Origin of the sequence: Amycolatopsis coloradensis (assembly GCF_037997115.1) — a bacterium.
GTDB classification, from domain to species: Bacteria; Actinomycetota; Actinomycetes; order Mycobacteriales; family Pseudonocardiaceae; genus Amycolatopsis; species Amycolatopsis coloradensis_A.
The window spans coordinates 2,250,951-2,274,859 of the sequence record NZ_CP150484.1; the positions used below are offsets into that span (position 1 = coordinate 2,250,951).

A 23,909-nucleotide genomic window follows, 5' to 3' on the forward strand; every position below is an offset into this window, starting at 1 on the left:
TTCCGATCTAAGGACGGTTCTAACCGTCCTTACCACTCACGAGGCTTTCAGCCCAGGCTTTTGGCCGCGAAGGTGTCGCACCGCGCCGGCTCGCCGGTCTGGAAGCCGGTGGTGAACCACTTCTTCCGCTGCGCCGAAGTGCCGTGGCTGAACTTCGACTCGTCGACCCGGCCGCCGCCGAGCTTCGACTGGATGTAGTCGTCACCGATCCGCGAAGCGGTGTCCAGCGCGGAGTCGATGTCCCCCTGGCTGACCTCGGTGATCAGCGGCCGCCCGGACTCGGTCGGGGTGGTGGTGGCGTGGTTCGCCCAGACGCCGGCGTAGCAGTCGGCCTGCAGTTCGAGCCGCACCGAGCCGGACGTCGGCCCGCTCCCGGTGCCCTTTTTGGACACTCCGGTGAGGTTCTGCACGTGGTGCCCGTATTCGTGGGCCAGCACGTACGCCTCCGCGAACGGCCCGCCCTGTGCGCCGAACCGGGTGCGGAGTTCGTTGAAGAAGCCGAGGTCGATGTAGACCTCGGAGTCGCCAGGGCAGTAGAACGGCCCGACGTCCGAAGTCGCGCTGCCGCAGGCGGTGTTCACGCCGCCGTTGAAGAAGTTGGTGACGGCCTTGCGGTAGGTCGACCCGGACCGCTGGAACTCCTGCCCCCAGTAGTCCTGGATCGAGTTGATGACGGCGACGATCGCGCAGTCGTGGTTCCGGTTCGCGTCCGCGCCGGTCTTGCACTCCTGCGACAGCGACGTGTTGTCCATCTGCTGCCCGGAGCCCACGCCGCCGAGACTGCCCGAAGACGGGTTCAGGCTCACGCCGCCGAACTGGGAGATGAGGAAGTAGATGACGAGGCCGACCACGCTGAGCCCGCCGCCACCGAGTGCCACCCGGCCGCCGATACCGCCGCCACCACCGCCGCGCAGGTCCTCGACCTCGGAGGTGTCCAGGCCCGCGCCTTCGTCGAATCGCACGGGGAAAGCGTAGCCGGAAGACCCCGGATATGCCTGGGTGCGGCCACCGGAGCGGCCGCACCCAGAACTACCGAGGTTGTCTTGTTCCGATCGCCGGTCGGCCGCGATCACCGGGCCGGCGCCGGGCACTGCCGAGGCGGTCGAAGAGGCCGCGAACCCGAAACAGGCCGGAGTGACGCCGAATGCGCGAGAATTGTCGAGCGCATCTTGAGATGCCCGCGTTCATCGCTGTTCGCAGTCGCGACCGGCCCGGTCCTTTCCGTTCCGGTCGCGGGGACACAGCAGGCGGTCAACCGCGAGAATCACCCGCCATACCACCACCTGACCCTTCCCGGCTGGGGAGCAGGTCCGGCGACCCTTCGAGGCGATCGCCCGTTACTTGCCCGACCATCCGCTGACAAGCAGAATGCGCCTTTTCGCGCCGAGTCTCAACCTTTTCGTAACCCTCCTTCGGGCGAATGTTCCACCGGATTTTTCACGGACCGAAAAGTGACCGGTGGGTATGCGCCTTGTGCGATCAACGCTCTACTCTGCGTGGATGGCGGTGGAGCAGAAGGAAGTGCGCTGGCTGTCCGAGTCCGAGATGGTCGCTTGGCGCTCGTACATCGTCGCCACCATGCGGCTGCGGCAGCGCCTGCATCGCGAACTCTCCGAGCGCCACGACGTCACCCTCGCCGATTACGAGGTCCTGGTCTGTCTTTCGCTCCAGCCCGACCGGCGGATGCGGATGACGGAGCTGGCGAGCATGCTCGGCTCGACCAAGAGCAGGCTTTCGCACCAGATGGTCCGGCTGGAGGCCGACGGGCTCATCCGCCGCACGCGTGACCCGGCGGACAAACGCGGTGTCGTCGCGGAGATGACGGAACGCGGCGCGGAACTGCTGGAGGGTGCCGCGCCGACGCACGTCGAGGGGGTCCGGGAGCATCTGATCGACCTGCTGAGCCCCGAAGAGCAGCGGGTGCTGGGGCAGGCTTTCGGGCGGGTGCTGGACCACCTGTCGGAGATCGACGGCCTTCCGCGCCTGCCGCCGATCACTTCTTGAGGGCGTTGAGCCGCGCGGCCTGACGGGTCAGGTGCGCGCGCTCGGCCAGGTCCGCGCGCGGTCCGTCCGCCTCGCCGACGGCCACCGCGCGGTTGAGCCGGACGACCGGGCTGCCGGTCAGTCGCGCGAGCTCGTCGTACCACTCGACGATCTGCACCCAGTCGGTCTCCCCGGCGGTGGGCGCGTCGGCGTGGAGCGCCGCGATGGCGGCCTGTGCCTGGAACTCCCCTAGCCGGTCGTGGGCCAGCGCGGCCCGCAGGGTCTCGACGCCCTCGGCGATCAGGCCCGCGACCTCGGGATGGTCGATCGAGGCCGAGAGACGGCGGGTGAGCCGGATGGCTTCGGCGGCGAGGTCGACGTCGCCGGCCTGGTCGAAACGCACTCCGGAGACGGTGCGTTTGGCCCGGCTGATGCGCTGCGCCGTGGCCGCTTCGGGCACCAGGTACGCCTCGGCGATCTGGCGGGTGGTCAGCCCGCCGACGGCGCGCAGGGTGAGCGCGACCGCCGAAGACGGCGTCAGCGAGGGGTGGGCGCACAGGAAGTAGAGCTGCAGCGTGTCGTCCACCTCGAGCACAGGGCCAGACGCGGACGGCTTCGATCAGCGCTTCCTGCACGGCGTCCTCCGCCGTCGCGAAGCCGGCGCCGCGGCGGCAGATTCCGAGGACGTTCGGTGTGAGGCTGCCGGAGCAGGGGCTCGTCCAGCTCGGTGTTCACTCCGTGATGACGAGCTGCTCGCGCAGGAGCGGACGCAGTTCGAGCGCTCGCTCGTAGCTGTCGACGTCGATCACCATGAAGCCGGCGATGAGGTCCTTGGTCTCGGCGAAAGGGCCGTCGGTGACCGGCGGCTTGCCCTCGCCGTCGTACCGGACGAAGGTGCCTTCGGGGGCGAGAGCCTGCTCCTGGACGAACTCGCCGGTCTCCACGAGCCGGGCGGCGAAGTCCTTCATGTAGTTCATATGCGCCGTGATCTCGTCCGGGGCCCAGCGGTCCATCGGCACGTCGTTGACCGCCGCCGGAGCGCCGCGGTAGTGCTTGAGCAGCAGGTACTTGGGTATGCCGGAAGGGTAGTGGCAGTCTGCCGGTTTTTCTGCCTGGTGGTCTATACCTCCGACCTCTAGCGTACTTGTCGCGTTCCTCCCTCGCGAAAGGAAGAGCCCTTGTCGAAGGCGAAACGGCTGCTGGTCCTGGTCGGTCTCCTCGGTGGTTTGCTCGTCGGTGAGGCCGCGGCCTCCGATGAATTCGCTGCGTTCGCGGTTTCCGTGGCCAAGGACCACAGCCATCCGCTTCCACCCGGCGCGGCGCCCGTGGCCCCGCTCGCTCCCGCCGTCGCTCAGGCGCAGGTCGCCGCCAATCCGGTGGTCTGCGAGGGCGACGGGGTTTCCGGCAAACGCGTCGAGCTGGTCTACGTCCGCGAGGCCGGTCAGCCCGACCGGTACGCGACCGTCGTGCCGTCTCTGCGCGCCTACGCGTCCGGGGTCGACGACGCGTTCAACGACAGCGCAGCGGCGACCGGTGGCAGCAGGCACCTCCGGTACGTGACGACCGCGGGCGCGGGCTGCCAGGTCGCCGTCGCGAACCTCGTGGTGCCCGACGGCACGTACCTGTCCGGCGCCATCCGCGACCGCGCCATCCAGGCCGGTTTCTTCAACGCGGACCGCGATTACATGCTGTTCTCCGACAACCCGCACACCTGCGCGGGAACCTGGGGCGACAGCGACGACCAGCCCGGTCCCGCCAACGCCTTCAACAACGGCAGGCACTACACGGAGATCGCCGTCCCCTGCTGGGGTGTCAACGCCGCCGCCCACGAACTGGGCCACATGCTCGGCGCCGTCCTGCCGGGCGCCCCGCACTACCAGGGCGGCGGGCACTGCTCCCAGGAATGGGATCTGATGTGTTACGGCGACACGCAGTCCTTCGACTGCACGGAACGCGATTTCGATCGGCTGCTGGACTGCGGCAACGACGACTACTTCAGCACGAATCCCACCCCCGGCAGCTGGCTCGCCACCCACTGGAACGTCGCCAACAGCGCCTTCCTGATCAAGAAGGACACCCCCGACAACGACGACGGCCACGCGAGAGGCGGCAAGACCTACGTCATCACCGGCGCGAACGGCGACGCCATCGACGTCGTGGGTTCGTCGACCGGTGGCCTCGCCGACCTCAGCCACCGGCCGCGCGACGACTCCATGAGCCAGAAGTGGATCCTCGGGTACAACACCGGATTGCAGCTGGTCAACGCCAACAGCCAGCTGTGCGCCGACAGCGCGCAGAGCGGGACGGCGCCCGGCACGCCGATCCTCCAGTACAACTGCAACGGCCAGAACGGCATGCGGTGGGCGTTCCAGCCGCTCGGCAACGGCAAGGTGGCGATCTTCAACTACCTGACCGGCTACGCGGTCACCGACGGCGGCGCGTATCCGGCGCCGCTGGTCCAGCAGCCCTACACCGGGGCGGCCGACCAGCAGTGGACCCTGAACCCCGTCGCCGACCCGGGTCCGCAGGCGGGCAAGAAGTACTACCTGACGGTCGCCACCAACGGCAACAGCGCGGCGGTCGTCGACGGTTCGTCGTCGGCGGGCGCGAAGATCACCAACGTCGCGCGGCAGAACGACAACGGCCAGAAATGGCGGCTCACCGACGCGGGCGACGGGTACTGGAAGATCTCCAACGAGCGCAGCGGTCAGTGCCTGCGGCCGGTCTCCGGCAGCACCGCGGAGGGCGCGTTCCTGGAACAGACGCACTGCGGCTCGGCCACCGACCAGCAGTGGAAGCTGCTCCGCAGCGCCGACATGCGCTACGGACTGGTGAACCGGGCGAGCAAGCTGGCGGTGCGGCAGGTCAACAACGGGACGGCTTCGCTGCTGGAGCAGCGGCCCTTCCACGGCGGCCGCAGCGACGAGACCGTCTGGGCTCTCGTACCCGCGTAAACGCGACGCTCCCCAGGTCTGTGGACCTGGGGAGCGTCGGTTTCACGACTGGCGGTAGCGGTGGGATTCGAACCCACGGAGGACAGAGCCCTCGCATGTTTTCAAGACATGTTCCTTCGGCCGCTCGGACACGCTACCGCTGTCGAGGGTATCCGACGGCTTGTACTTGGAATGCTTCGGATCCAGTCGAAGCGCAGCTTTCCGTTGGACTAGTCGAAGTCCCAGTCGGTCAGGATCCCCACGAAGATGAAGCCCGCCAAGAGCAGGACGACGATGGCGACGCCGATGTAGCCGATGATGATCGCCGCGAGCGCCATTCCCTGGCCGCCGGCTTCCCCGCGTTTGGCCTTGGAATGCGCGATATGCCCCATGATGACGCCCGCGATCGACGGCAGCCCGCTGCAGGCGACCAGGCTGGCGATCGACACGACGAGTGCCGCGATGGCCAGGCCCTGTTCCTGCGGCGGTTGCGGCGGGCCGTACCCATAGCCCGGTTGCTGGTACGGCTGGCCGTACGGGGGTTGCTGGCCGTAGGGCTGCTGGTGACCGTAGGGGTCTTGCGGGTATGTCACCCGCTCACCGTAACCGCCGGAGTTCAGGAAGCTTGACTCTTCGCGGCCTTCGCCGCGATTCGCGCCTGGACTTCGGGGCGGCGCAACGGTGGCACCGTCGTCGGCGGCTGACGGCGTGCGGGCAGTTCGGTCAGCAGCCGCCGGGTGATCTCGGTGACCTCGGCGACGGCGGCCTCGAAGGGCTCGCGGGTGGCGTCGGACAGGCTCTGCACCCCGGACACCTTGCGGACGTACTGGCGGGCGGCGGCCTCGATCTCGTCCGGCGTCGCCGCCGGCTCAAGCCCTCGAAGCGTCGTGATGTTCCGGCACATGGCCCGATGGTACGTCCGCCCACCGGCGTTTCCGAGTGCTTCGATCACACAGTCGGTTAGAAGCTGCCCTGGTTCGTTGACGCCGAAAAACGCCGTTGGGCACCCTCGGCGGAGTGCCCCTCAGACCCCGCTCTCTTCGCCGTGCGCCCGTCGAGCCGATCCCCGAACCGGCCGAACCCTCCCCGATTCCGGAACAGGTCTGGCAGCGTGTCCCGATCGACGCCCTGATCGACCTGGTCACCGAGGTCTTCACCGCGCACGATCTGCCCTGGTCGCGCGCCAGGATGGCCGCCGAGGCGTTGTGCCACGGCGATCTCACCGGAACACCGGAGTCCGGCGTCGCCGAGCTGACCCGGCTGCACCTGCCGATGCTGGTCGACGGCACGGTGCGGCCGAGGGCCGAACCGCTGATGATCGCCGACCGCGGCGCCGCGGCCCTGATCGACTACCGCCGCGCGCCCGGGCTGTGGGCCGTCGGCGACGCGATGGACCGGGCGGTGTCCCGGGCGGGCCGATACGGCGTCGGGCTCATGTCGGTCCGCGGCGTCGGTCCGTTCGGCCGTGCCGGGCACCATGCGGCGAGGGCGTTGCCGCACACCATGATCGGGCTCGTCATGGCGGCGGGCGGTGAGCTCGGGAAGGCCGCGAACCCGCTCGGGATGGCCGCCCCCGCGGGCGCGTACCCGGAGTTCGTCCTCGACCTCGACACCCTGGCGGATGTCGACAGCGCCGCCGTCGCCGGCTTCGCCCTGCTGGTGGAGATCTTCGCCGGGGTGCTTTCGGGCGTCGGCGACCACGATCACGACACCGGCCTGATGGTGATGGCCATCGCGCCGACGACGCTCCGCAGCGCCGACGGGTTCTACAAAGCCGCCAGCGCGCTGTTCGGCAGCCTGCTCGGCTGGGAGGGCGGCACGCCGGTCCGCTACCCGGGCTGGCGCGAGGCGCAGTACCTCGAACAGTGCCAGGCGCTGGGTGTCCCGCTGAACGAGCCGGTGCACCGCGAGCTCGAAGAACTCGCGAGGGCGTTGCGCCTGGCTCCGCTGCAGGGCCGCTAGTTTCGCGTGATCAGACGGACGACACGGCGATCGAGGGCACGCGCAGCTAGCCCAGGACGACGCGGCCGCCTTCGCCGCCGACCTCCACGACGTCGCCGTTCGTCAGCTGACGGCCGCGCCGGACCTCCACCTCGCCGTTGACCGTGACCTCTTCGGCGTCGAGGAGGTCTTTGGCGTGCGAGCCGTCTTCGGCCAGGTTGGCCAGTTTGAGGAACTGACCGAGGCGGATCGGCTCGCCGGTGATCGGGACGTCGTGGATGCTCATGGGGAGATCATCCCCGTGCGTCCATCTTCCGGTACAAGGTGGCGACGTCGGTGTCGAAGTAGCTGCTGTAGGACGTGTCCGGATCGTCCCCGCCGTACAGGTAGCCGCCGATCACGCCGACGACGGTGCCTAGTTCGGTCGCCGGGTCGGCGCCGACCACCCACGGGCCGCCGCTGGTACCGGTCGTGAAGCCGGGGCACGCGACGCGCATCTGGTAGGTGTCGGCCTGTGCGCTGGAGCCGTGGCAGACGACCGGCGCCTCTCGTTCGTCGGGATAACCGGTCAGGGTGATCGCATGGGCGAAGCCGCCGCCGGTCAGCAGCGTGTTGGCGCCTGTGATGCTTTCCAGGGTCTTCGTGGTGCCCGCCTGGTGGGCGATCGCGAAGCCGACGTCGAGGTCCGGATCGGAGGACTCGGCCCAGCCGTCGGGAACCTGCGGATCCGAGACGTCCCAATAGCCGTAGGGCGCGACACCGTCGTGATAGCCGGGCGCGAACGAGATCCCCGTCGCGTACTGGCCGCCTTCGCCGTCGTGGAGGCAATGCGCCGCCGTGAGCAGGAGGTCGCCGGGGGCGCTGTGGACGACGCTGGCCGTGCAGAAATGCGTTCCGTCGACGAAGAGCGCGCCGATCGCCGGATTGGTCCGCGGCGCGGCGGGCGTGGCCGCCACCGTCGCACCGGCGCCATCGCCTTCGGTCGCGGCAGGATCCGGCACGGCGGAGCAACCGGACAGAACGACACAAAGCGCGAGCAACAGGGCGCGGCGCATCGCCTTCCTTTCGCTCGTCCACGGCTGTCCGGGTTCCAGATCACCATAAGTGGTACGCGAACACAGCCCGAATCGATCAACGCACAGCAAGCTCACAGCCGTAGTATGTGTTACCTCCGGTAACAGTCGAGCGGGTTGGAGCGGGTATGAAGTCGTTCACGGACAAGGTCGTGGTGATCACGGGCGCGGGCTCGGGGATCGGCAAGGCGCTCGCGATCGAACTGGCGGGGCGGGGCGCCAGGCTGGCGCTCTCCGATGTCGACGCCGTCCGTGCGGCGGGCACCGTGGCGGAGTGCGAGAAGGCCGGCGCGACCGCGAAGGCGTACGCACTCGACGTCGCCGACCGTGACGCCGTCCTCGCGCACGCAGAGGAGGTCGCCGTCGATTTCGGGGGTGCCAACGTCGTGGTGAACAACGCCGGGGTCGCGCTCGGGGCCACGGTCGAGGAAATGACCTGGGACGACTACGACTGGCTGATGGGGATCAATCTCGGCGGCGTGGTCAACGGCACGAAAGCCTTTCTGCCGCAGGTGATCGCTTCGGGTGACGGGCATATCGTCAACCTTTCGAGCGTGTTCGGCTTCATCGGCGTGCCCACGCAGAGCGCTTACAACGCGGCGAAATTCGGGGTGCGGGGGTTCACCGAGGCGCTGCGGCAGGAAATGTTGATCGCCCGGCATCCGGTCAAGGTCAGCTGCGTGCATCCCGGTGGCATCAAGACGAATATCGCCCGTGACGCGCGGGGCGGCGTCGAGCGGGACATCGACAAAGCCGCCGAAGGATTCGAAAAGATCGCGAGGACGACGCCGGAGAAGGCCGCGCAGACCATCGTGCGCGGTATCGAACGGGGGACGGCGCGCATCCTGATCGGTCCGGACGCGTACGCCATCGACGTGATTCCCCGCGTGCTCGGCTCCTTTTACCAGCGGCCGCTCGCCCTGTTGGGGCGCTTGGGAATGAAACGGCTCTGAATGGAGTAACCCTCCGTGCTCCGGACGGCTCGGGATAACTCGATCGGGGTGCGTTACTTACGGCGGCGTCGGAAATGCACCACAATGCTCAAGTTCGTGATTCCGCTTCCGGAGGTCCCCATGCCGCGCGCCGCCCAGCGCCGTCCGTCGACCGACGCTTTCTCGGCGCCCGTCGAAACCGTCGAACTCCTGGACCGGACGGGGATCATCGCGGCGAGCCTGCCGAAGCGGCGGCGCAGCCCGGAGAACGAACCCGAGCCCGAGCCGATGCCGACGCGTCCCCCGGTCTGCGAACCGGTCGTGGACAAGGATCTGCGGCCCAAGGCCGTCGTCATCCACCGTCGCGCCCGCTCGTGGCTGGTCGGCGGGGCGGGGGTGGCGCTGCTCGCGATCGGCTGGTTCGCCGGCACCTTCACCGTCGAGCCGGTCGACGAAACCGCCTTGCCCGAGCAGCCGCTGCCCGCCGTGGCGACGCAGCAGGCGCCGCCGCCCGCGCAGCCCGCCCCGCAGGCCGCCCCGGTGACCGTCTACGTCCCGGTCACCGTGAAACAGCAAGTGCCCGTGACGAAGAAGAAGCCCGCCAAGGAGCAGGTCGTCGCCCTGCCGCCCGCCGAGACCAAACCGCCGGAGCAGCCGCGTTCCGACATCGGATCGCGGGACAAGGCGGCGGACGGTCTCCGAAGCATGATGGATCCCGTCGTGGCGAGTTCGCTGGCGATGGAGATGGCGCAGGGGATGATGAGTTACGGCCGCTGACCCGTCAGCGCGGCGGCCAGCGCGGAGCCCTCGCGGGGATCGCCGTGCACGAGTTCGGTGCGGTGCACCACGCGCGGCGAGGACAAGGAAAGCGTGCTCACGCCGGTGAGCACGTCCGCCGGGAGCAGCGCCAGTCCCTGACCGGCGGCGACCAGGCCGAGCAGCCCGCGGACGTCGGTCCCGGTGTACCTCAGCCGACCGCGGAACCCGTCGGTCGAGGCGGCCTTCCTCAAGCGCTCCAAGGGAATCGCGGTGTCCGGTGCGTCGATCCAGCCCGCGTCGGCGAGTTCGGCCAGCCGGACGGTCCGTCCCGTCATCGGATGGTCCGCGGGTACCGCGACCGCGAGCGGGCGTTCGCCGACGACGGTGGTGCTGAGCGGGCCGACGTCCGGCAGCGGCAGCGGATCGCTCGGCGCGGTCATCCCGTCGACGAGACCGAGGTCCAGTGCGCCCGCCGCGACCTCCGTCAGCACGTCTTCGCGGCCCAGGACGCGCACGTCGGTGCCGCGCGGCACGGCGGCGGCGACTTCGGCGGTGAGCGACAGCGGGGTCAGCCCGAGGACGACCCGGCCGGTGGGCGCCGCGGTGAGCCTGGCGAGATCCGCGCGGGCGGCGTCGAGCCGCGTCAGCAACGGGCCGGCGTGTTCGAGGAGACGTTCCCCGGCGCGGGTCGGCGCGACGGGCCGCCGGGTCAGCAGTGTGGTGCCGAGATCCTGTTCGAGCGTGGCGATGTGCTGGGAAATCGCGGACTGTGTGTAGCCGAGGTCGCGGGCGGCGCGCGAGAACGAGCCACCGCGCGCCACCGCCACGAAGGTGCGGAGCAGGTGGGTCTCCATGGTCATCAGTATCGCTTATCGATCCAGCATGGATCATCGTTGGCGCTGAACTCGGTTCGCGGGTCAGGATGGTCGCATGACAGAGAAAGCCCGGGTCGCCCTGGTCGGTGACCGTTCGGACGGCGTCCGCTCCCACGTCCGGATCCCGATGCTCTTCGCCCGTCTCGCCGAGCGTGAAGGTATCGAACTCGACGCCTACTGGCTCCCGACGGACGCCGTCGGCGACCTCACCGGTTTCGACGGCATCTGGCTGGTACCCGGCAGCCCCTACCGGTCCGAAGCCGGCGCGGTGGACGCCGTGCGCGCCGCCCGCGAGAACGGCATCCCGTTCCTCGGCACCTGCGCCGGCTTCCAGCACGCGCTGCTGGAATTCGCGCGGAACGTCTGCGGTTTCGGCGGGATCGGGCACGCGGAGAACGCGCCGGAGTCGGCCGAGCGGCTGATCGTCCCGCTGGCGTGTTCGCTCGTCGGGCACGAGGGTGCCGTCCACGTCACGCCGGACACCCTGGCGGCGCGGATCCTCGGGGCGGAACGTTCCGTCGAGCGGTACCACTGTTCGTACGGCCTCGACGCCCGGCATCTGGACACCTTGGCGGCGAACGGGGTTGTCTTCAGTGGATTCGACGGCGAGGGCGACGCGCGGATCGCGGAACTGCCGGAGCATCCGTTCTTCCTGGCGACGCTGTTCCAGCCGGAACTCGCCGGTGACGGAACCCGGCCGCATCCGCTCGTCCAAGCCTTCGCTCGCGCCGCCGTGGCACACGCGAAACTGTCTGTCCATAGTGGACACTGACGGACGTCGTGGTCCGGATGGCCGCTGACACTGCGGAAGTGATCGACTACCGTGAGCCAAGGGGAGGGGCTCATGGAGAAGGGGGATTCCGCTCGGGGCACCGCGTTCAGGGCCGCTTTCGCGGTCGGCGAGTTCCGTGCGTTGTGGGCGGCCGAGGCGCTTTCGCAGGCCGGTGACCAGCTGGCAAGGGTCGCGTTGTCGGTGCTGGTCTGGGAAAGAACGGCGTCGGCGGGGCTGACCGGGCTCACCTACGGCCTGACGTACCTGCCGACGCTGATCGGGGGCACCCTGTTCGCCGGTTTGGCGGACCGGTATCCGCGGCGGACGGTGATGATCGTCTGCGACCTGCTGCGCGCGGTGATCGCGGCGCTGATGGCCGTACCGGGAATGCCGCTCTCGGTGCTGGCCGGACTGCTCGTGATCCTGACGATGGCGGGCGGTCCCTTCCGGGCGGCGCAGCTCGCGTTGCTTCCGGACGTCCTCGAAGGCGACCGGTACGTCGCCGGGCTCGCGGTCCGCACGATCACCATCCAAACGGCACAGCTCGCCGGATTCGGTGGTGGCGGGCTGGTGATCGGGTTCGTGACGCCCTGCTGGGGCCTGGTGATCGACGCGGTGACTTTTGTGGTCTCGGCGCTGCTGGTGTCCACAGGGGTTCGCCGCCGGAAGCCCGTCGCCACGGAATCTTCGGTGAAAAGCCGGGTGGCACGGGCTTTCAGCGGTGAAGGCGCCCGAGAACTGTGGCAGGGCAAGGGAATCCGGGTGCTCTTCGGGCTGAAGATGCTCGCCGGGTTCGCCATCGCGCCGGAAGGGCTCGCGGCGCCGCTCGCCGTCGGTCTCGGCGCGGGGACTTTCGCGGTCGGGCTTATTCTCGCGGCGGATCCGGTGGGTTCGGTAATCGGGTCGTGGATCTTCACGAAATGGGTTCCGGCGCGACGGAAAACGCGAATTGTCGGTATTCTCGCCATCGCATCCGTCGTTCCTTTGGTCTTTCTCTTCTTTCGCCCGCCGCTGCCGGTGTGCCTGGTGTTGATCGGGCTCAGCGGCGCCTTCGCGGCGCCGTACCACCTGCAGGCCGTCGCGTTGATGGCCCGCGCGGTGCCCGACGGTGTCCGGGCACAGGTGATGGGCCTGACCTCGACGAGTTTGGTGACCGTGCAAGGAATCGGGATCATGCTCGCGGGCGGTCTCGCCCAGTTGACCGGTCCGTTCGTGGCCGTCGGGGTGGCCGCGACGGTGGCCGTGGCCTCGGCGGGGCCGATGGCGATGGCCTGGAAACGCGCCATCGCCACCGGACCCGATGTGTGGCTCCCTGCCGGGAGCCGGACCGGCTGAATTGGTGGGATCAGTCCTCGCGACCGTTCATGATGGTCCTCCCTCCCACTGCTCCATCTGTGTGTTCCGGAATTGACTCGAGCCACCCTCAGTACTACCTCGGATACATTGAATTATGTACGGAAGGGGGACCGGTGACGATGATTATGGGGGATACGGAACTCGCCGGAGAAGGGGCCGGTACACGTCTGAGAGCCTGGGTCCGGCACTGGGACTTATGGTCCGGACCACGCGGTGTTCCCGCGGTTTTTCTTGTGGTGGAAGGACTCGCCGCGGCAGTCGCCCTAATCGCCCTGCTCCGATCGAACTACGAGACTACGGAATTCGTCCGATTTGGATCACTGCTCGGCCTGGCCATCCTGCAGGCCGAGCTTTCGCGTTCGGTGGAACGGTTACGGCGCACGCTTTGTGACCGGCCGCATATCAACATGACTTCGGTGTGGACGTTCGCGGGGGTGCTCGTCCTGCCGCAGGGGCTCGCGCTGGCGCTCGGCCTGCTCATCTACCTGCATCTTTGGCTCCGGGTGTGGCGGGGGATGAGTCACCGCCCGGCGTACCGCGTGGTGTACTGCGCGGCGGCCATCGTGATCTCCTGCCTGGCGTCGGGCGCCATCGTCTCCGGGCGGAACGGCCTGCCCGTCGGGTTCGCCGGCTCGCTGAAGATCGTCGAGGCGGCGGCCGTGTTCACCGTGGTCAACGCCTTCATCGTGGCGCTCTCGGTGTACCTGCACACCGGGGCAAGGTCCCCGCGTGCGCTGTTCGGCACGGGCGACGACAACCTGCTGGAGATCACCACCCTGGTACTCGGCACCTCGACCGCGCTGGGCATCGTGCACGCGCCGGCGCTCGTCCCGTTCGTCCTGCTGCCGGTGCTGGTGCTGCACCGCAGTGTGCTGGTGCGGCAGCTGGAGATCGCGGCGAACATCGACGGCAAGACCGGCGTCCTGAACGCGCACGCGTGGCACGCGCTGAGCGAGCGGGAACTCACGTCGGCGGCCAGGGCGAAGAGCAAACTCGGCGTGCTGATGCTCGATCTCGACCATTTCAAGCAGGTCAACGACGTCTACGGGCATCTCGCCGGCGACGTCGTGCTCAAGGCCGTCGCGAAGACGATCTCCGAGCACGTACGCGACTACGACTCCGTCGGCCGCTTCGGTGGCGAGGAGTTCGTCGTGCTGCTTCCCGGCGCGACGGAGACCGACGTGCTCCCCGTGGCAGAGCGCGTGCGGCGGGCGGTGATGGCGCTCGAGGTCGAGGTCGCGACCGCTTCGGGGCCGCGCGTCGTGCGGGGGCTTTCGGTGTCGATCGGCGCCGCGGTCTACCCGTCCGGCGGGACCGTGCTGGAACGGCTGCTGCACGTCGCCGACTCCGCGCTCTACCAGGCGAAGAACAGCGGGCGGAACCGCGTCGTCGCGCTCGCCGCCGCCTGACTTACCCGCATTCAGTCCTCTGGATGCGCATCTTGCGCACGCAACTACCTTCTTCGCCGGAGTCGGCAACACCCTCAATGTCCATCTGACGCCTGTATGTGCGGTTTTGCCGAGTAAGGCACTGTCCATGAGGGACGCTGATCGAGATAGAAGTGCCCGATTTGGGCGCTTCGGGGCAGTTTCGCGGTCGGGTAGTGAGCGATAAAGATGGTTCTAACCCTCTTTGTCACTCACGATCCCCTGGGGAACCGTGCGTATGGGCATCAATCGGACGTTCAGTCACCAAAGAGTGTCCTCTGTGGACGCCCTGGCTGCGAAGAAGGCATAGGGGTAGCGAAGGCCTCCTTCCCTACTCTGAAGGTAGGTAAGGAGGCCTTCACTACGCAGCCGTGGTAGTCGCCTTCACCACGCGTGTGCCGTCTCCGCTCACGCGAAAACCGGCAGTCAGTCCACGTCCATCGCGTTCGGGTCCTTCTTGCCGGTGTCGAGCGGTCCGAAGCCGCCGGCGTCGAGCTTTTCCCAGTCCTCCTTGGTCGGCTTCTTGTACGTCTCTTCGTGGATCCGATCGACTTCCTGCTCGTAGGTCTCGCGGTTCTGCCGCTTCATCTCCTCGGGCCAGTCCCCGTCCCGGATGGTGTCCCGGGTCATGTGCAGTTCCTTGACGTCGTGGCTGGACAGCGGCGGCGTGGTCGCGGTCGTCCCGGGACCGGTCGAGTAGGTGAGGCCCTTACCGCTGGCGTGCGCGTCGTCGATCATCTTGTGGTACGAGTCGTCCGCGATCTTGCCGTCGAGGGTGCCGTCGGTGTTCTTGAACCCGTCCCGGAACGCGTAGTCGAGCTGGTTGAGCTGGATCGCGGTGTTCGCGTCGCCGCCTTCCAGCGCGTTGCGCTCGGAGTCGCGGTAGTCCTGACTGTTCTTGAAGCCGCTCGGCTTCGCCGAACCTTCGGTCAGGTCTTGGTCGCCCTTGTTACCGGTACCGATATGCGACGCGTGCGCGGGTTTGGCCTCCTGATACGCCCAAGCGTGGTTCTCCAGGTCCTTTTGGTCGTGACTCGAACCCCGTGCGCCGCCACTGCCACGGCCGATCGCCTCGTAGGGGACCGGGTGCTCGGACTCGTGGGACTCTCCGGAGACCTTCTCCCGGCCGTCGGCCTTGAGTTCGTTGTCGTACTTCGCCGTGAGCCGGTTCTGCTCACGCTTCTTCGCGCCGTGCGTGCCGTCGAGGTAGCTCTGTGGCGGACGCCTCGGCTTCTTCGGTCCAGGCGTCGGCTTCGGCTTGGTGACCCGGTTGCCCGACGATTTCGTCTTGCCGCCGCCCCCGCGGGCACCCTTGGAGCAGGTGCCCGTCTTCGGTTTCGTCGGCGCCAGGCCGAGCGGGTCGATCATGTCCGTCGGGTTGCCGACGTAGGCCAGCGAGTCCGACGCCGGTTCGAGGCCGAGCGGGTCGTGCGAGAGGTATCGCCCGGTCGCCGGGTCGTAGTAGCGCTTGAAGTTGTAGTGCAGCCCGGTTTCCGGGTCGTGGTACTGGCCGGGGAAGCGCAACGGCGTGTACGCCCGCCCCGGCGGCGAAAGCACCTTGCCCCACAACGAGGTGTGCAGATGCCAGGCGACCTCGCCGGATTCGTCGAGCAGTTCGCTCGGTGATCCGACGAGGTCGGTGACGACGGCGTGGAACCGGGCGTCCTGTCCGGGGATCCGTTCGATCTGCGTGATGGGCCGGTCCGTGCCCGGCTCCAGGTCCCAGACGACGGCGGTGCCGCCGCGGATCTCTTCGGCGAGCTTCGAGCCGTCCCAGGTGAAGTCGATCTGTTCGAGGATCCGGCCTTGGACGTCGAGGTGCTGCTTGGCGATCCGCCGTCCGAGCGCGTCGTAGTGGTAGAGCCAGCGCTCGCCTTCGGGGGTGACCACGCCGGTCAGCCGGTCGTCGGAATTCCACTGATACGTCCAGGCGCGGCCGGGTTCGCGGCGCGCGATCGTACGGCCCTCGGTGTCGTGCAGGTACGACGTCGCCCCGGCGCCTGTCATCAGGGTGCCCTGGTAGCGCCGCGGTCCGACGGCCGGATCCGCACCCGGCCAGCCCGCCTGCGTGATCGCGCCCGCGAGGTTGTAGCCGTAACTCTCCCGCCAGCCCTGACCCTGGACGTCGACCACGCGGCCCGCCCGGTCGACTCGCAGCGACCGCGGCCCGGACAGCGAATCCGAGATCGACGAGACGAGCCCGTCCAGCAGGTAGCCGTACTCGCGGTGCTGGACGACACCCCTTCCGGTGGAGACGGTCTGGGAGGTCAGCCTGTCGGCGGCGTCCCAGCCTTGGCGCAGCTCGACCGGCGTGCCCTCCAGCCGCCGCGCCACTTCCCGGCCTGCCGGGTCGTACTCGAACCACATGGTGCGCCCGGCGGTCCGCAGCGCGACGGGGCGGCTCGCCGCGTCGTAGGCGAAGAACGACTCGGCGCCCGAAGGGGTGCGCCGCGCGACGCGACGGCCGATGGCGTCGTATTCCGAGCGGACTGCCCGGCCGTTGAGGGTTTCCGAGACGATCCGGCCCAGCGCGTCGTAGGTGATGGTGACTTCGGAATGCGCGTTGCGTGCCGAGGTCATCCGGTCGGCGCCGTCGTAGGTGAACGTGGCGACGTCGTCGCCCGCCCGGCGAGCGACGACCCGGCCGAGCGCGTCGCGTTCGATGACGACCGTCTGGCCGAGACTGTTGGTACGCGACACCATCTGCCCTGCGGCGTCGTAGCCGTAGCGGGTGGTGCGACCGTTGAAATCGGTTTCGCCGACCAGGTTCCCGGCCGGGTCGTAGTCGTAGCGCCAGACGAGACCGTGTTCGTTGGTGACCGACACCAGTCGCAGCTCGGTGTCGTACACATAGGACAGTCGATCGCCGTCCGGGCCGATTTCGGCGGTGGGCAGGTCGAACTGCGAGTACTCGGTGCGCACCGCGAGCCCGCGGGCGTCCACGGCTTCGTCGGCCGAACCCGCCGTGGTGCGGTTCCAGCGCCAGACGGAGCCGTCGGGGTCGATCTGCTCGGCGATCTCGCCGAAGCCGTCCCACCGCGTCCGGGTGACGCCGCCGAGCGGGTCGGTGACCGAGGTGGTCTGCCCGAACTCGTCGTAGGTGTACCGCGTGACCGCGCCGAGCGGGTCGGTGACGGAGACCGGCAGGCCCGCCGCGTTCGACTCGATCAGGGTGACGCCACCGAGCGCGTCGGTCACGACCGCGACGTTGCCCGCGTCGTCGTAGCCGTAGGTGGTGGTGGCGCCGGTCGGATCCGTGGCACGCACGAGCTTTCCCCGCTCGTCGTACTCGCGGCGCCAGACGGCGCCGTCCGGCCCGGTCCTGCTGGTCCAGCGGCCCGGCGCGGAGTACTCGGCGAGCGCGCGGCCGCCGTCCGGCTGCAGCACGGTGACGACGTTCCCGTCGTCGTCCATCTCCCACCGCGTGGTGCGGCCCAAGGCGTCGGTGCGGCTGAGCAGCTTGCCGAAGCGGTCGATTTCGGACCGCGTGGTATGGCCCAGCGGATCGGTCTCCGCGACGATCCGGTGCAGTTCGTCGAGCTGATACCGGGTGACGTGCCCGAGCGAGTTCGTGACCGAGGTGACCAGGTTTTCCCGGTCGTACTCGATGTCGACGTCGAGGAAGCCGCCGGTGCCCTGCGCTCGCACGACGCGGCCTTCGGAGTCGAAGCCGTATCCGTACCAGCGCCCGTTGACGTCCTCCCAGCGCACGATCCGGCCCTCGGCGTCGTAGGTGAACCGCAGGGGCTGACCGGCGACGTCGGCGATCTCGACCAGGCGGCGCCGCTCGTCGTACCGATAACTCCGCAGCGCGGTTTCCGCGCCGGGCAGCCGGAGGGCCGTGACGAGTCCGTCCTTCGACTCGACGAGCAGGCGGTAACCCGCGGAATGCTCCAGCTCGCGGGGGACACCGTTGTCGTCGTAGTGCACGGAGATCCGGTGGCCGTCGCCGTCCACGATCGCGCGCAGGGGAAGGGTGTCCCCGGGGCCGGAGAAGAACAGTGTTCCGTCCGGAGTGGTCACTCCGTAGCCATCGTCCACTTTGGACAAGGGGAGCCGCTGCCCGAATTCCGGGAGTACAGGACGGTCGGAAAGCGGTACGGGGTAAGAAAGAAATGTCCCATCGGCGAGCGCGAGGTGCAGGCCGTCGTCCTCGATCTCGATCCGCTGGTCCACAGTGGACGCCCATGAAGTGCCGAAGAAGCGGCCGAGGCGGTACGAGGAGAGATGTGTCCGCGACACGGTCAGCGGGAGGACGCCGGCGAACACGACGTCGTCCTGCGTCAGCATCATCGAGCCGGTCGCGACGTCGATCGGGTCGCCGCAGCCGCCACGGTCCTTGGGCGGCACACGGTTGCCCGGATCGGTGTTGTCGTCCTTGATCCGGTTGTTCGTCTCGGGTTTCGGGGCACCGCGGTCCTTGGGTGGCGGTGGCGGTGAGCCGGACGGCGTGGTCGATCCGTCCGGGGTCTCGTTCTTCGGCGGAGGCGGCGGATCCGACTTCACCGGCGGCGGATCGGTCTTGCCGGGCCCCGCGCCGGACGGTGAAGTACCCCCGCCATCGGGGCTGCTCTTGGGTGTCGTGCCTTCGTCCAGCTTGTTCGGCTTCGGTGCGGGCGCACCCTTGCCCGGCTGGAGTTTCTTCAGCGCCTTCGCCGCGCTGTCGAACAGGTCGTCCGCACGCTTCAGCAGCGGCATCAGCGCCTGGAGCGCCTTGACGGTCTTCTTCGTCAGGTTCGCGATCTTGCTCGCGGTCTTCGCCACGGCGTTGACCACCTGCGGGACCACCCAGGTCAGGCCGATGCCGAGGGTGAACAGCACCTGGAGCGCCCAGCTGATCAGATGCCCGATCAGCTCGGCGATGATGTCGCGCACCAGCGCGCGGATGGCGGCGACGACCTCACCCGCCGTCTTCACCCCGCTGGAGGCGCCTTCGCACCCCGCCTTCGCCGACTCCAGAAGCGTGACCGTGTCCTTGGCCTGGGCACGGTAGGCGTCGGCCGAGACCCCGGTCCAGCTCTGCAGATCGGCGGAGACCATCCCGGCCAGATCCGCGCCGACGTCACCGAGTTCGGTCGCGATGTTCATCCAGGTCTCGGCGTTCGCGGCGATCTCGTCGGCGTTGCCGGTGAGCGCGTCGAGCGCCTCCTTGAGCGGGCCGACGTGCTCCATCAGCCAGCCGACGCCGTTCGCGAGGATCGCGCCGAAAGGGTCCATGGCCATCGACAGCGCGTCGAGCGCGGTCCCGACCGCGCCCAGCGCCACCGACGCCCAGTCGCCGCTTTCGATGGCCGATTTCAGCTCGAACGCCGACTCCAGCAGTGACGAGCCGGTGTACGCCTTCGTCGAGTCCTTTACCTCGGCGACAAGCGGGTTACCCACGGCGACCTTCCTCGTGTTTCAAGGACGAGGACCTCACCAGGGCGAGTTTTCCTCGTCGTCCGGCGCTTCGTGACGCTTCTCGCGAGGCGCTTGCGGCGGGGGCGGCGTGTCTTCGGACGACGCCGGGGGAGCGGGCGGGTCCGAAGACTCTTCCTCTTCGATCTCGGGGAAGCGGCTGCGCAGGGTGCCGATCATCAGCGCCCTGGTCTCCTGGTCCTCGTCGCCGAGCGATTCCTGCATGACCTCGGCGACCTGGCCCGCGATCCCGGACTGCGCCTTGTGCATGGTCTGGAGGATCTGCCGCGACAGTTCCTCCAGCGGATAGGTCCTGGCCTTGTTCCCGAACTCGATGTCCGTCACGCCGCCGTCGGCCCCGACGGTGATCTTGACGGCGCCGTCGGAGCTGGACGCGGTCAGCCGCAGCTGCTCCGTCCGCTCCTGCGCGGCCGCGTAACGCTGGGCCTTCTCTTCCAGCCCCGCGGCCCATCGGTCCATTTTGCGCTGGGCCTCGTCGGGGTCCAGCATGAGCTCGCCGAGCTCGTTCCCGCCGGTCACTGCCTTCCTCCGATGTCCAAGGCCTTGAAGTCCGCCTTGAACGGTTCCGCGTTGGTCTTGTCACCGTCTACATAGGACTTGGCTGCGGTGCGGACGTTGTCGGCGGTCGCCTGGATCCCTTCCGCGGCCGCCTTGATCGTCTCCGCCGCGCGTTCGCCCGCCGGGTTGACGATCGGCGGCAGGAACGCGCACAGCAGGCCGTACGCGTCCGCCGACATCGCCGAACCGGTCGCGGCGTGCGCGGTGTTCAGCCGGTCCACGAGCCCGTCGAGATGGCTCGCGTGCGCGGTCAGGTCGTCCGGATCGACTTCGAACGAAGCCGTCACTTCCAGTCCTTGTTCTTCCAGTCACCGATCACCGGCGGCGCCACGACCTCGTCGGCGGCGAAGAAGGACGGGTCGTCGGACTCGACGTAGTCGGCGACCTTGTGCTCCTTGTCCTCCTGGCCCTGTCCCTTGCCGGCACCGGGGGCCATGCCGCCCATCGGGGCCATGCCGCCGGGCGTACCCGGCTTGCCGCCGGACCCCGCCGCACGGGCCGCGGCCGCCTCGGCGTCCATCGCGCCCGCGCCGACGGCGCCGCCCATGCCGAGCGAGCCCGTCGCCCGTCCGGCCCCACCGAGACCTCCGCCGCCCGCGCCACCGGCGCCGCCCGTGCCGGCACCACCGCCGCCGAAGCTGCTGGTGCCGCCACCGCCGGGGATGTTCGGCATGCCGAGCTTGGGCGGGTTGTACGGCGTGCCCTTGTAGGAGTTGCCGTCCGGGAACGAGGGACCGGTGAGCCGCTCGCCGATACCGCCGGGACGCGGCATCGGCGGGATGTTCGGCATGACCGGCCTCGGCCCGCCGCTGTTGGGCCCGTTCGGGACGGGGATGTTCGGCGGCGTGAACGGAAGACCGCCACCGGGCCGCGGGCCACCGCTCTCCGGGATGGGGATGTTCGGCGGGGTGAACGACGGCGGGGTGACGGACGGCGGGGTGTAGCCCGTGGTCCGCGTGCCGTCGTCGATCTTGGGCAGGTTCGGGAGGTGGGGGCTCGTCGACGCCGCGGGCTTGTAGGTCTCGCCGCCGGTCGGCCCGTTCGGGATGCCGATGTTGGGCATCGTCGGGCTGGAGCCGGGGCCGCCGCTACCGGGACCGCCGCCGCCGGGGAAGCCGCCCGGCCCACCGCCGGGGCCGCCGCCCGGCCCGCCGTTAGGAGAGTTGAACGGCGACACACCGCCGGGGCCACTGGTCCCGCCCTGCGGCGTCCCGTCCATCGAAGCGACGAGGCCGTCCGGGCGCGTACGGTCCGAGGCGGCGTTGAACGGGGTGCCGTCGGCGCCTTCGGGCGACATCCGGTCGCGAAGCGTGCCGGCGGGCGAACCCGCGCCACCGCCGGCGGGGCTGCCTTGGAGCTGCCTGGTCGCCGTCGCCAGCTTCGGCGGGGCGGGGAACGCCGGGGTGGCGATCGCCGAGCCGACCGTGGTGTCGAACTCGGTCATCACCTTCGCGGCCTGGTCCCGCGCGTCCTGCTGCTTCTTGAAGGTGGAGAGGTCCTTCCCGAGCTGTGCCATGTACACGTACGGGTCGGTGATCTTCTGCAGGTTGGCGTTGGCCTCCTGCACGTTGAACGCCACCGGAGGGTTCGCCGCCATCTGCTTCTGCGTCTCGTTGAGCGTCTGCGAGTGGATCTGCTGCTGCCGTCCGGCCAGCGTCGCGCCGTTCGCGGTCGAGCCGAGCCATTTGCCGACACCGGCGAGGTGCTCGCGGGCCGCGTCGCCGCCCTCGCCCTCCCAGTTGGCCGTGCTCGCGCTGATCGCCTTCGCCAAGTTGCGCTGATGCGAGGCCAGGTCGTTGCCCGCCCGGATCCACTCCTCGGAGGTCTCGGCCACCGCGGCCGGATCCGCGTTGTCCGCGATCGCGGTCTGCATCTGTTCGTGGGTGGCGTTCGCCCAGATCGTGGACGGCGGCTCGCCGGGTTTGCGGATGTCCAGGTTCTTGTCGAGACCCTCGCGCGCCTTCTCCAGCTGCCCCTCGTACATCTTCTGCGTGAACATGTCCTTGAAGCCGTTGAGCGCCTTGTCACCCCAGCCGAGGATGGTGAAGAGAAGGTCCGTCCCGGCCGAGGCCCCGGCCCGGATCTCGTCGCCGGAGGCGGCCTTGTCCGCCAGCGGCCCGACGTAGTAGTCGGACGACGAGTCGGCGGTCGGGTCGTAGTGCGAGTCGAGCTTGTTGTAGTCGGGCGAGTTCGGGTCGGAGACCTTCGCCGTCTTCTCCTCGGATTCGGTCACGGGTCTCTCCTTCAGATCTCGGTGTCGATCTGCTTCAGGTCGCGCTGGTTCTGGGTGTCGCGTTCCCGGTAGTTCCGCTGGGCGAGTTCGATCGCCTCGATGTAGGTCGGGAACTCGGCGCGAGCGGCCTGGAGCTGGGTGAGCAGACCTTGAGCGTCGGTCGCGGTGCCGTGCATGTGCTCGGACACCCAGCGGGCGGTCGCGGTGGAGCTCATCGGCGGCGACTTCTGAAGCTTGGTCAGCGCGCTCCAGCGCTCTTCGAGGCTGTCGATCACACCCTGGAGTGAACGGATCATCTCCTGGCCGGTGGTCTCGTCGACGGCGAAGCCGCCTTGCACCGCCATGCGCTTCAGCTGTGTGCCCGAGAGCGCGACCTTCGTGGGGGCCCACGCCGCCGCCGGCTTCAGTTCTTGTGCTTCCTCGGTCAACGGAGGGTCCTCTCGCCGGGTTCAGGAAGGTCAGTAGATGTCCGCGATGGCGTCCCGGATCGCGTTCGCCACGCCCGACTGACTGGCCGGGTCGTAGTGACCGATCACGGCGCCGGAGGCTTCGTCGGTCTCGGTCCAGACCAGGTACCGGCCGTCTTCGGTGTCGAGCCAGCTCAACGGTGTCGACCGGAGCCGTTCGCCGCGGCGGCCGATACCGCTCACGATGATGTACCCGCCGCCGAGGCGGGTCCCGGACAGCACCTTCTCCAAGACCTCGACGTCGCTCTCGTCGCTGCGCGGCGCCGGGGCCTCCGGCCGGGCGCGGACGACGCCGGTGAACTGGAGGTTGCCGAACGCGTCGGTCTCCTCCTCGTCGAACTCGGCTTCGGCCTGGCGGCGCGCGGCCATCGCGGAGACGGCGCGCTCCTCCTTCTGCACGATCGTGCGGCGGCCCGTCGACGCGGGGCGCATCCGCGGCAGCACCCCGGAGAGGACCTCGACCAGCTCTTCGTCGGAGAAGAGCGCGAACTGCAGGAGGTCTTCGCCGTGGGCCTGCGTGATGCCGAGCGCCTGCCTGCCATCGGTGAGCGCGAGGACGGCGATGTCCTGGCCGATACCGTCGATACCGTTGATCGAAACGGTGATCCGGTGGTTCCCGAGCAGCGCGAACGCGGTGCGGACGGCCTGGTTCAGCTCGCCGTCGATCGACAGGCGGCGCCGTTCGAGATCGGTGTAGACCTTCCGGACGATCGCGGCGTACCGCTCCGGGTCGATCGAAGTGTTCTGGACGCGTAAGGGAAACAAGCGGGCATCGACGCCAAGCGCTCGCCCGACAACTGTCGCCTCGACCGTCCCCAGCGCGAAATCGGCTCGCTCGGCCATGCTTCTGCGCTACTCCCTCACGGGGTCGGGCCCCGACTTTGTTAATGGCCAAAACAAACTAGCACAGCGCATGAACCTACGGAACCATACGCACACCGCTGAACCCGATGGAATGGATCACCGTGCCCGATCGGGCACTTTTCTTGCCCCTAAAGGAATAACGGGCCCGGTGACCGGCCTGCTCAGCTGGTCGCCCGGCGGGTGTGAGCTCGTCCGGGCCGGGGGTGCCGCGAAAGCCGCTTTCGCGACGTCTGATGCCCCGAAAGTGGCTTTCGCGACACCCCCGGGGCCTCGTCACAGTGGCATGACGCTTCTCGACTGTCCACAAGGGACATTTCC

General features: G+C 68.9%; 21 protein-coding genes, 1 tRNA gene and 1 pseudogene. 8 read left to right on the forward strand and 15 right to left on the reverse strand.

Annotation, left to right across the window (positions count from 1 at the left end; all coding sequences use genetic code 11):
• Nucleotides 1-47: 47 nt before the first annotated feature.
• Nucleotides 48-962 carry a KPN_02809 family neutral zinc metallopeptidase gene (ypfJ, locus tag LCL61_RS10560; RefSeq protein ID WP_340686669.1) on the reverse strand — a complete coding sequence of 305 codons (915 nt, stop codon included), beginning with the start codon at nucleotides 960-962 and terminating at the stop codon, nucleotides 48-50.
• 538 nt (nucleotides 963-1,500) lie between these two features.
• Here ypfJ and LCL61_RS10565 point away from each other — a divergent pair.
• Nucleotides 1,501-2,004, forward strand: a complete 504-nt coding sequence (locus tag LCL61_RS10565; protein WP_185927058.1) for a MarR family transcriptional regulator — start codon at nucleotides 1,501-1,503, stop codon at nucleotides 2,002-2,004.
• Here the strand turns inward: LCL61_RS10565 and LCL61_RS10570 are convergent.
• Nucleotides 1,994-2,706, reverse strand: a pseudogene (locus LCL61_RS10570) (sigma factor-like helix-turn-helix DNA-binding protein). The gene LCL61_RS10565 and the pseudogene LCL61_RS10570 overlap by 11 nt on opposite strands.
• Nucleotides 2,707-2,714: 8 nt before the next feature.
• Complete coding sequence (locus LCL61_RS10575) at nucleotides 2,715-3,059, reverse strand: YciI family protein (RefSeq protein WP_340688545.1); 345 nt, start codon at nucleotides 3,057-3,059, stop codon at nucleotides 2,715-2,717.
• A gap of 102 nt (nucleotides 3,060-3,161) precedes the next feature.
• Here LCL61_RS10575 and LCL61_RS10580 point away from each other — a divergent pair, with 102 nt between their 5' ends.
• Nucleotides 3,162-4,937, forward strand: coding sequence for an RICIN domain-containing protein (locus tag LCL61_RS10580; RefSeq protein ID WP_340686670.1), 1,776 nt, complete (start codon nucleotides 3,162-3,164; stop codon nucleotides 4,935-4,937).
• A 49-nt stretch (nucleotides 4,938-4,986) separates the two neighbouring features.
• Here the strand turns inward: LCL61_RS10580 and LCL61_RS10585 are convergent.
• The 3 genes from LCL61_RS10585 to LCL61_RS10595 all read right to left on the reverse strand — a co-directional run bounded on the left by LCL61_RS10585 (nucleotide 4,987) and on the right by LCL61_RS10595 (nucleotide 5,820).
• A tRNA-Ser gene (locus tag LCL61_RS10585) sits at nucleotides 4,987-5,075 on the reverse strand.
• Between the two features lie 71 nt (nucleotides 5,076-5,146).
• Nucleotides 5,147-5,509: a DUF4190 domain-containing protein gene (locus tag LCL61_RS10590; RefSeq protein ID WP_340686671.1), complete on the reverse strand. Its 363-nt coding sequence runs from the start codon at nucleotides 5,507-5,509 to the stop codon at nucleotides 5,147-5,149.
• 23 nt (nucleotides 5,510-5,532) lie between these two features.
• Nucleotides 5,533-5,820, reverse strand: a complete 288-nt coding sequence (locus LCL61_RS10595; RefSeq protein ID WP_340686672.1) for a DUF2277 domain-containing protein — start codon at nucleotides 5,818-5,820, stop codon at nucleotides 5,533-5,535.
• A 113-nt stretch (nucleotides 5,821-5,933) separates the two neighbouring features.
• Between LCL61_RS10595 and LCL61_RS10600 the strand changes: the two genes are divergently transcribed.
• A complete protein-coding gene (locus LCL61_RS10600) occupies nucleotides 5,934-6,878 on the forward strand; it encodes an Ldh family oxidoreductase (RefSeq protein WP_340686673.1) in 945 nt (314 codons plus the stop codon).
• Nucleotides 6,879-6,924: 46 nt separating this feature from the next.
• On the opposite strand, the gene LCL61_RS10605 is transcribed toward LCL61_RS10600, so the two are convergent.
• Complete coding sequence (locus LCL61_RS10605; RefSeq protein WP_016330720.1) at nucleotides 6,925-7,143, reverse strand: RNA-binding S4 domain-containing protein; 219 nt, start codon at nucleotides 7,141-7,143, stop codon at nucleotides 6,925-6,927.
• 7 nt (nucleotides 7,144-7,150) lie between these two features.
• The gene (locus LCL61_RS10610; protein WP_340686674.1) at nucleotides 7,151-7,912 is read right to left on the reverse strand and encodes a trypsin-like serine peptidase; all 762 of its coding nucleotides are present in this window, start codon (nucleotides 7,910-7,912) and stop codon (nucleotides 7,151-7,153) included.
• Nucleotides 7,913-8,058: 146 nt separating this feature from the next.
• On the opposite strand from LCL61_RS10610, the gene LCL61_RS10615 reads away from it, so the two are divergent.
• On the forward strand, nucleotides 8,059-8,883 hold the full coding sequence (locus LCL61_RS10615; RefSeq protein WP_340686675.1) for an SDR family NAD(P)-dependent oxidoreductase: 825 nt from the start codon (nucleotides 8,059-8,061) through the stop codon (nucleotides 8,881-8,883).
• A 96-nt stretch (nucleotides 8,884-8,979) separates the two neighbouring features.
• Nucleotides 8,980-9,639 carry a hypothetical protein gene (locus LCL61_RS10620; RefSeq protein ID WP_340686676.1) on the forward strand — a complete coding sequence of 220 codons (660 nt, stop codon included), beginning with the start codon at nucleotides 8,980-8,982 and terminating at the stop codon, nucleotides 9,637-9,639.
• Here the strand turns inward: LCL61_RS10620 and LCL61_RS10625 are convergent.
• Nucleotides 9,627-10,475 (reverse strand): LysR family transcriptional regulator, encoded by an 849-nt coding sequence (locus LCL61_RS10625; RefSeq protein WP_340686677.1) that lies wholly within the window; start codon nucleotides 10,473-10,475, stop codon nucleotides 9,627-9,629. The two genes, LCL61_RS10620 and LCL61_RS10625, sit on opposite strands and share 13 nt — an antisense overlap.
• A gap of 76 nt (nucleotides 10,476-10,551) precedes the next feature.
• Between LCL61_RS10625 and LCL61_RS10630 the strand changes: the two genes are divergently transcribed.
• From LCL61_RS10630 to LCL61_RS10640, 3 genes are all read left to right on the forward strand, one after another.
• Nucleotides 10,552-11,268: a CTP synthase C-terminal region-related (seleno)protein gene (locus LCL61_RS10630; protein WP_340686678.1), complete on the forward strand. Its 717-nt coding sequence runs from the start codon at nucleotides 10,552-10,554 to the stop codon at nucleotides 11,266-11,268.
• A gap of 72 nt (nucleotides 11,269-11,340) precedes the next feature.
• The gene (locus tag LCL61_RS10635) at nucleotides 11,341-12,603 is read left to right on the forward strand and encodes an MFS transporter (protein ID WP_340686679.1); all 1,263 of its coding nucleotides are present in this window, start codon (nucleotides 11,341-11,343) and stop codon (nucleotides 12,601-12,603) included.
• Nucleotides 12,604-12,857: 254 nt separating this feature from the next.
• Nucleotides 12,858-14,033 carry a GGDEF domain-containing protein gene (locus tag LCL61_RS10640; RefSeq protein WP_340686680.1) on the forward strand — a complete coding sequence of 392 codons (1,176 nt, stop codon included), beginning with the start codon at nucleotides 12,858-12,860 and terminating at the stop codon, nucleotides 14,031-14,033.
• A 444-nt stretch (nucleotides 14,034-14,477) separates the two neighbouring features.
• Here LCL61_RS10640 and LCL61_RS10645 read toward each other — a convergent pair whose 3' ends face one another.
• The 6 genes from LCL61_RS10645 to LCL61_RS10670 are packed head-to-tail and all read right to left on the reverse strand — an operon-like array spanning nucleotide 14,478 to nucleotide 23,570.
• Nucleotides 14,478-19,433, reverse strand: a complete 4,956-nt coding sequence (locus LCL61_RS10645; protein WP_340686681.1) for an RHS repeat-associated core domain-containing protein — start codon at nucleotides 19,431-19,433, stop codon at nucleotides 14,478-14,480.
• A 33-nt stretch (nucleotides 19,434-19,466) separates the two neighbouring features.
• A complete protein-coding gene (locus LCL61_RS10650) occupies nucleotides 19,467-19,988 on the reverse strand; it encodes a YbaB/EbfC family nucleoid-associated protein (RefSeq protein WP_340686682.1) in 522 nt (173 codons plus the stop codon).
• Nucleotides 19,985-20,314, reverse strand: coding sequence for a type VII secretion target (locus tag LCL61_RS10655; protein WP_340686683.1), 330 nt, complete (start codon nucleotides 20,312-20,314; stop codon nucleotides 19,985-19,987). Before LCL61_RS10655 ends, LCL61_RS10650 begins: the two co-directional genes overlap by 4 nt.
• On the reverse strand, nucleotides 20,311-22,260 hold the full coding sequence (locus tag LCL61_RS10660; RefSeq protein WP_340686684.1) for a hypothetical protein: 1,950 nt from the start codon (nucleotides 22,258-22,260) through the stop codon (nucleotides 20,311-20,313). The genes LCL61_RS10655 and LCL61_RS10660 overlap by 4 nt, the downstream gene beginning before the upstream one ends.
• A gap of 11 nt (nucleotides 22,261-22,271) precedes the next feature.
• Nucleotides 22,272-22,688 (reverse strand): hypothetical protein, encoded by a 417-nt coding sequence (locus LCL61_RS10665; protein ID WP_340686685.1) that lies wholly within the window; start codon nucleotides 22,686-22,688, stop codon nucleotides 22,272-22,274.
• 30 nt (nucleotides 22,689-22,718) lie between these two features.
• Nucleotides 22,719-23,570, reverse strand: coding sequence for an ESX secretion-associated protein EspG (locus LCL61_RS10670; protein ID WP_340686686.1), 852 nt, complete (start codon nucleotides 23,568-23,570; stop codon nucleotides 22,719-22,721).
• Nucleotides 23,571-23,909 lie beyond the last annotated feature (339 nt).